The organism is Cryobacterium sp. 10I1 (assembly GCF_035019805.1).
Classification (GTDB): domain Bacteria; phylum Actinomycetota; class Actinomycetes; order Actinomycetales; family Microbacteriaceae; genus Cryobacterium; species Cryobacterium glucosi.
Genome location: NZ_JASJVF010000195.1, coordinates 1 through 6,176 on the forward strand (window position 1 = coordinate 1; position 6,176 = coordinate 6,176).

Here is a 6,176-nt window from a genome sequence, read left to right on the forward strand (position 1 = left end):
CGGCCGGTTCAGCCTCGCCGGTGCCCTGCTCGCCCTCGTCATCGCCCTGATCATCGGCGTGACCGGCGGTCTCATCGCCGGGTACTACGGCAAGTGGTTCGACGCGGTCTCCTCCTGGCTCACCGGCCTGTTGATGGCGCTGCCCGGCATCGTCGTGCTCCTCGCGGCGCGCGCCGTGCTCGGCCCGTCGATGTGGCTCTCGATGGCCATCTTCGGCGTGCTGCTCTCGCCGGCGTTCTTCCGGCTGGTCTACGCCTCGGTCACCGCGGTACGGAACGAGCTCTACGTCGACGCCGCCCGCGTTGCGGGGCTCGGTGACGCCCGCATCATCGGCCGGCACATCCTCACGGTCGTGCGGGCCCCCGTCATCATCCAGTCGGCCATGGTGCTCGGCATCGCGATCGCGATCCAGGCCGGACTCGACTTCCTCGGTCTCGGCGACCAGTCGATCCCGACCTGGGGCACCATGCTCAACGACGGCTTCGCCAAGATCTACAAGGCGCCGCTCCTGATCCTCTGGCCGAGCCTCGTGATCGCGATCGTCTGTGTCGCGCTCACCCTGCTCGCCAACGCGATGCGCGACGAACTCGAGCGCAGCGGCAAGGCCAAGCGTCGGAACGCGAAGAAGACCGTCGCGAGCGTCGACGTCTACAAGCAGCCCGTGCTCTCGCACCCCGACGACGCGGCCATCGCCGGCCGCACCGGGGACATCCTGCTCGACGTGCGCGAGCTCGCCGTCGGCTATGACCAGCCGAACGGCTCTGTGAAGGTCGTCGTCTCCGACGTCTCGCTCACGGTCCGACGCGGCGAGGTCCACGGCCTGATCGGCGAGTCCGGGTCCGGCAAGACCCAGACCGCCTGGTCGATCCTCCGGCTGCTGCCCGACGGCGGCCGGATCACCGGTGGCGCCATCTTCTTCGAGGGCCGCGACCTCTCCACCGTCTCCGAGAAGGAGATGACGAAGATCCGCGGCAAGAAGATCGCCTACATCCCCCAGGAGCCGATGTCGAACCTGGACTCGTCATTCACGATCGGCAGCCAGCTCGTCGAACCGATGCGGGTCTGCATGGGCCTGTCGAAGAAGGCCGCCACAGCCCGCGCGCTCGACTTGCTCGCCAAGGTCGGCATCCCGAACCCGGAACGCACCTTCGCGGCGTACCCGCACGAGGTGTCCGGCGGCATGGCCCAGCGGGTGCTCATCGCCGGCGCCGTCTCCTGCGAACCCGACCTGCTCATCGCCGACGAGCCGACCACCGCGCTCGACGTCACCGTGCAGGCCGAGGTGCTCGAGCTGTTGCGCGACCTGCAGGCCGAACTCAACATGGGCGTCGTGCTCGTCACGCACAACTTCGGGGTCGTCGCCGACCTCTGCGACCGCGTCTCGGTGATGCGCGACGGCCGGGTGATCGAAACCGGCCCGGTGCGCGCCATCTTCAACCACGCCGAACACCCGTACACCCAGTCCCTGCTCGCGGCGATCCTCGAGGACGGCGAGGCCCGCGGCCCGCTGCTCGAGTTCGTCTCCGCTGCGGCCGCCGCCAGGACCGACGAAACCATTGGAGTGCAGTCATGACCGACCTTCTGCTCGACGTCAAGGATGTCGTCGTCGAATACCCGATCAAGGGCTTCCGCAAGCCGCCGTTCCGGGCTCTCAAGGGCGTGTCCCTGGACATCCGCCCCGGCGAGACCGTCGGCCTCGTCGGCGAGTCCGGCTCAGGTAAGACCACCCTCGGCCGCGCCGTGCTCGGCCTGGCCCCGGTCACCGGCGGCCAGATCCTCTACAAGGGGAAGGACATCTCCCACCTCGGCCGCCAGGGCCGCCGGGCGCTGTCGAGCGAGATCCAGGTCGTCTTCCAGGACCCGTACACCTCGCTGAATCCGTCGCTCACCATCGAGCAGATCCTCGTGGAACCGCTCACCGTGCGAAAGGTCAGCCGGGCGGATGCGTCCAAGCGCGTGCTCGACCTGCTCGACCAGGTCGGGCTGCCGAGCAATGCGGCCGACCGCCTGCCCCGGGAATTCTCCGGCGGCCAGCGGCAGCGCATAGCGATCGCGCGCGCCCTCGCCCTCGACCCGCGGCTGATCGTCTGCGACGAGCCCGTCTCCGCGCTCGACCTCTCCACGCAGGCGCGGGTGCTCGACCTCTTCCGTCAGATCCAGGAACGCACCGGCGTCGCCTACCTCTTCGTCTCGCACGACCTCGCCGTCGTGCGGCACCTCAGCCACCGCGTGGCCGTGATGCTGCACGGTGAGATCGTGGAGTGGGGCGACGGCGACCAGGTCACCAGTCGCCCGGAGCACCCGTACACCCAGCGGCTCTTCCTCGCCGCACCCGTGCCGGACCCCGACCGGCAGACGGAGCGCCGCGAGGACCGTGCGCGCCTGCTCGCCGAGCAGCGGGCCCAGGCCCTGCTGCCAGAGGCCGTCGCGTGACCGGGCCTTCGTCCGCCCCGCCGTTCGCCGGCATCCGCTTCGGAGCCGCCTACTACCACGAGTACCAGCCGAGCCCGCGGCTCGACACCGACCTCGACCTGATGCAGGCGGCCGGTTTCACGGTCATCCGCGTCGGCGAATCGGTCTGGTCGACCTGGGAACCCGAGGACGGCGTCTTCGACCTCGACTGGCTCGAGCCCGTGCTCGACGGCGCGCACAAGCGGGGCATCGGGGTCATCCTCGGCACCCCGACCTACGCGCTGCCGATGTGGCTCGCCCGGAAGCACCCCGAGATCGCCCTCGACACGGCGACGGGCACGGCGAAGTCCTGGGGGTCGCGCCAGGAGATGGACTTCACCCACCCGGCCTTCCGCTTCCACGCCGAGCGCATCATCCGCGCCATCGTGGGGCGCTACCGGGACCACCCCGCCCTGATCGGCTACCAGGTCGACAACGAGCCCGGCCTGCACCTGCTCTACAACCGCGGGGTCTTCCAGGGTTTCGTCGACCACCTGCGCGGGATCTACGGCGACGTCGAGACCCTCAACACGGAATGGGGCCTCACCTACTGGTCGCACCGGCTCTCGACCTGGGCCGACCTGTGGGTGCCGGACGGCAACTTCCAGCCGCAGTACGACCTCGCCTGGCGTCGGTACCAGGCCGGGCTCGTCACCGAGTTCATCGGCTGGGAGGCCGGCATCGTGCGTGAACTCGCGCACCCGGACCACTTCGTCACCACCTGCATCTCCTACGACCAGCACGGCGTCGAAGACGTCGAGCTGTCGGCGAACCTCGACGTGGCCTCCGGCAACGCGTACTACGAATCGCAGGACTCGCTCCTGCACCCCTCGGATGCGCCGCGTTCGACCGGCTGGATCGTCAGCGGGACCTGGGCGGTCTACAACCTCGCCGACCTGATGTTCTCCTCGAAGCAGGCACCATTCCTGGTGACCGAGACCAATGCCGGGTCGATCGGCCACTCCCCGATGAACTTCTCGCCCTACGACGGCCAGTGGCGCCAGATCGCCTGGGCGCTCGTCGCCCGCGGGGCCGAGATGATCGAGTACTGGCACTGGCACACCCTGCACTACGGCACCGAGACATACTGGGGCGGCGTGCTCCCGCACAACCAGAAGCCGGGTCGCGCCTACCGCGAGCTGGCCAGGATCGGCGCCGAATTCGGTGCCGCCGGGTCCCTCGTCGCGCAGGCGACCCGGGCCGCGACGTCGCCATCCTCTATGACTCGGACAGCAAGTTCGCGCTGTCGTCGCAGGCGCCGTTCCAGGCTCCCGGCCAGTACTTCGACGTCGACTCGTACCGGAAGATCTTCGCGTCGTTCTATCGCGGCGCCTTCGACGCGGGGCTCCAGATCCGCATGGTGCGGCCGCAGCAGCTTTTCCCGACCCGGTTCACCGCCGGGGTCGACCCGCTCGAGGGCGGGGACCCGATCGACTTCGCGGCGACCTATCCCGTTTTGATCGTGCCGGCCTTCTTCACCGCAGCGGACGCGGAGCTCGACTGGCTCGCCGAGTACGCGGCAGCGGGCGGGCACCTCGTGCTCGGGCCGCGCTCGGCATACGCCGACCGGGAGGGCCGCGCCCGCACCGAGGTGCAGCCGGCCCGGCTCGACGGCGTCGCCGGGGCCTGGTACGAGGAGTTCGCCAACCTCACAGACCCGATTCCGGTTGGCCCGGCCACCGCTGCGGCAGCGGATGCCGCGACCGGCTTTGTGCTGCGTCCCGGCTCCGCCGCCACCGAGTGGGTGGACGGTCTCACGCCGACGGGAGCTGAGTCGCTCGCCCGCTACGAGCATCCGCATTTCGGGCGTTGGCCCGCCGTGACGAGCGCGGTCAGCGGCTCCGGCCGGGTGACCGTGGTCGGCACGGTGCCGAACCAGGAGCTCGCCCGGTCACTCGCCGAATGGCTGGTCCCCGCGCCCTCGGCCGGCTGGACCGGCCTGCCGGAGAGCGTCACCGTGACGAGTTCCACGGCGGCCGACGGTTCCCGGGTGTACTTCGTGCACAACTGGTCGTGGACCCCCCAAGAGGCCCCGGCGCCCGGCCGGCTCAGCGACGTGCTTGCGGGCACCGCCCACGATGCGGGGGACCTGATCACGCTCGGACCGTGGGACGTGCGTGTGTTCACCGATGGAGCGGCCGAATGACCGGCGTGCTCCCCATTTCCTTTGATCTTTCGACTCCAGAACAGAAAGCGACACCCCAGTCATGACGATTTCCCTGAACGAAGACACGGCCGTGGACGCCCGTCTCGTCGCCCTCCTCGACCAGCTCACGCTCGAGGAGAAGGTGCTCGTGCTCACCGGGCACGACTTCTGGGCGACCTGGCCGCTCCCGAAGATCGGCCTGCGCCGCATCCTCGTCTCCGACGGTCCGTCCGGCGTGCGCGGCGAGGTCTGGGACGAACGCAGCCCCTCGCTCAACCTGCCGTCCTCCACCGCGCTCGGCGCGTCGTGGGACCCGGCCATCGCCCGGCGCTACGGCAATGTCGCCGCCGTCGAGGCGCGCCGCAAGGGCGTCGACGTCGTGCTCGGCCCGACCATCAACCTGCACCGCTCGCCGCTCGGCGGCCGCCACTTCGAGTGCTTCAGCGAAGACCCGATCCTCACCGCGAAGCTCGCATCCGCCTATGTCACGGGCGTTCAGGAGAACGGCGTCGGGGCAACCCCGAAGCACTACATCGCCAACGACTTCGAGACGGACCGCTTCACCGCGAACGTCGTCGTCGCCGACCGCACCCTGCGCGAGCTCTACCTGCTTGCCTTCGAGGAGGCCATCGTCGACGCTGGTGCCTGGCTCGTGATGAGCTCGTACAACTCCGTCAATGGGCCCACCGTCACCGAGAACGAGCTGCTCGAGACCCCGCTGAACTCCGAGTGGGGCTTCGACGGCGTCGTGATCAGCGACTGGACCGCCGTGCGCTCGATCGAGAGCGCCCGGCACTCCCAGGACCTCGTGATGCCCGGCCCGGCAGGGCCCTGGGGCGACACCCTCGTCGCGGCGGTGCTCGCCGGTGAGGTGGACGAGGCCCAGGTCGACCGCAAGGTGCTGCGTCTCCTCGGGCTGGCCGCCCGGGTCGGCGCCCTGGACGGCTTCGAAGCCGCCGTGCCGGTCCCTGTCGTCGTGGAGGACGGCATCCGTTTCGCCCGGGAGGCCGCGATCGCGGGGGCCGTGCTCGTGCGCAACGACGGTGAGCTGCCCTGGGCCGCGGAGCGCCTGACGAAGGTCGCCGTGATCGGGCACAATGCGAAGTTCGCCCGCACCCAGGGCGGGGGCAGTGCGACCGTGCTCCCCGAGCACGTCGTCACCCCGCTCGACGGCCTGATCGCCGCGCTGCCGAACGCGGAAGTGACCTACTCGGTCGGCGCGGTCGTGCAGGAGGGCATCGCCGAATTCCCGCTCTCGACGATCGAGAACCCGGTCACCGGAGAGCCCGGCGCACGGGTGCGCTTCCTCGACGCGGCCGGCGTGGAGCTCTTCAGCGAGGACCGCCGTGCGAGCGCCCTCGTCTGGTTCGGCGGCGACGCCCCGATCGCGGCCTCGAGCGTGCTCGAGTTCACCACCCGGTATACGCCGGAGGAGAGCGGCGAGGTGCTGATCGGCTTCGCGAGCGTCGGCAACGGCCGCATCTTCATCGACGGCGAACTCCGCCACGAGGCGAGCGCCGAAGCCGTCGGCACCGATCTCGGCGCCGCGTTCCTGTCGCCGCCCTCGGTGACCGTCGAC

General features: G+C 70.0%; 5 protein-coding genes. All 5 read left to right on the plus strand.

The genetic code is table 11. The annotated features are described in order from the left end of the window. The coding region (locus QN345_RS14295; RefSeq protein WP_323508787.1) for a dipeptide/oligopeptide/nickel ABC transporter permease/ATP-binding protein at positions 1–1,573 on the plus strand (1,573 nt) is incomplete at its 5' end. After that, positions 1,570–2,433, plus strand: a complete 864-nt coding sequence (locus QN345_RS14300) for an ATP-binding cassette domain-containing protein (RefSeq protein WP_322189366.1) — start codon at positions 1,570–1,572, stop codon at positions 2,431–2,433. The genes QN345_RS14295 and QN345_RS14300, both read left to right, overlap by 4 nt. Further along, on the plus strand, positions 2,430–3,911 hold the full coding sequence (locus QN345_RS14305) for a beta-galactosidase (protein ID WP_322189369.1): 1,482 nt from the start codon (positions 2,430–2,432) through the stop codon (positions 3,909–3,911). The genes QN345_RS14300 and QN345_RS14305 overlap by 4 nt, the downstream gene beginning before the upstream one ends. After that, complete coding sequence (locus QN345_RS14310; protein WP_322189371.1) at positions 3,809–4,597, plus strand: beta-galactosidase trimerization domain-containing protein; 789 nt, start codon at positions 3,809–3,811, stop codon at positions 4,595–4,597. Before QN345_RS14305 ends, QN345_RS14310 begins: the two co-directional genes overlap by 103 nt. 61 nt (positions 4,598–4,658) lie before the next feature. After that, the coding region (locus QN345_RS14315) for a glycoside hydrolase family 3 N-terminal domain-containing protein (RefSeq protein WP_323508788.1) at positions 4,659–6,176 on the plus strand (1,518 nt) is incomplete at its 3' end.

Bases quoted from the DNA above. Each gene is read 5' to 3' on its own strand.
- QN345_RS14300 (WP_322189366.1), top strand. From the start codon at position 1,570: ATGACCGACCTTCTGCTCGACGTCAAGGATGTCGTCGTCGAATACCCG.
- QN345_RS14310 (WP_322189371.1), top strand. From the start codon at position 3,809: ATGGTGCGGCCGCAGCAGCTTTTCCCGACCCGGTTCACCGCCGGGGTC.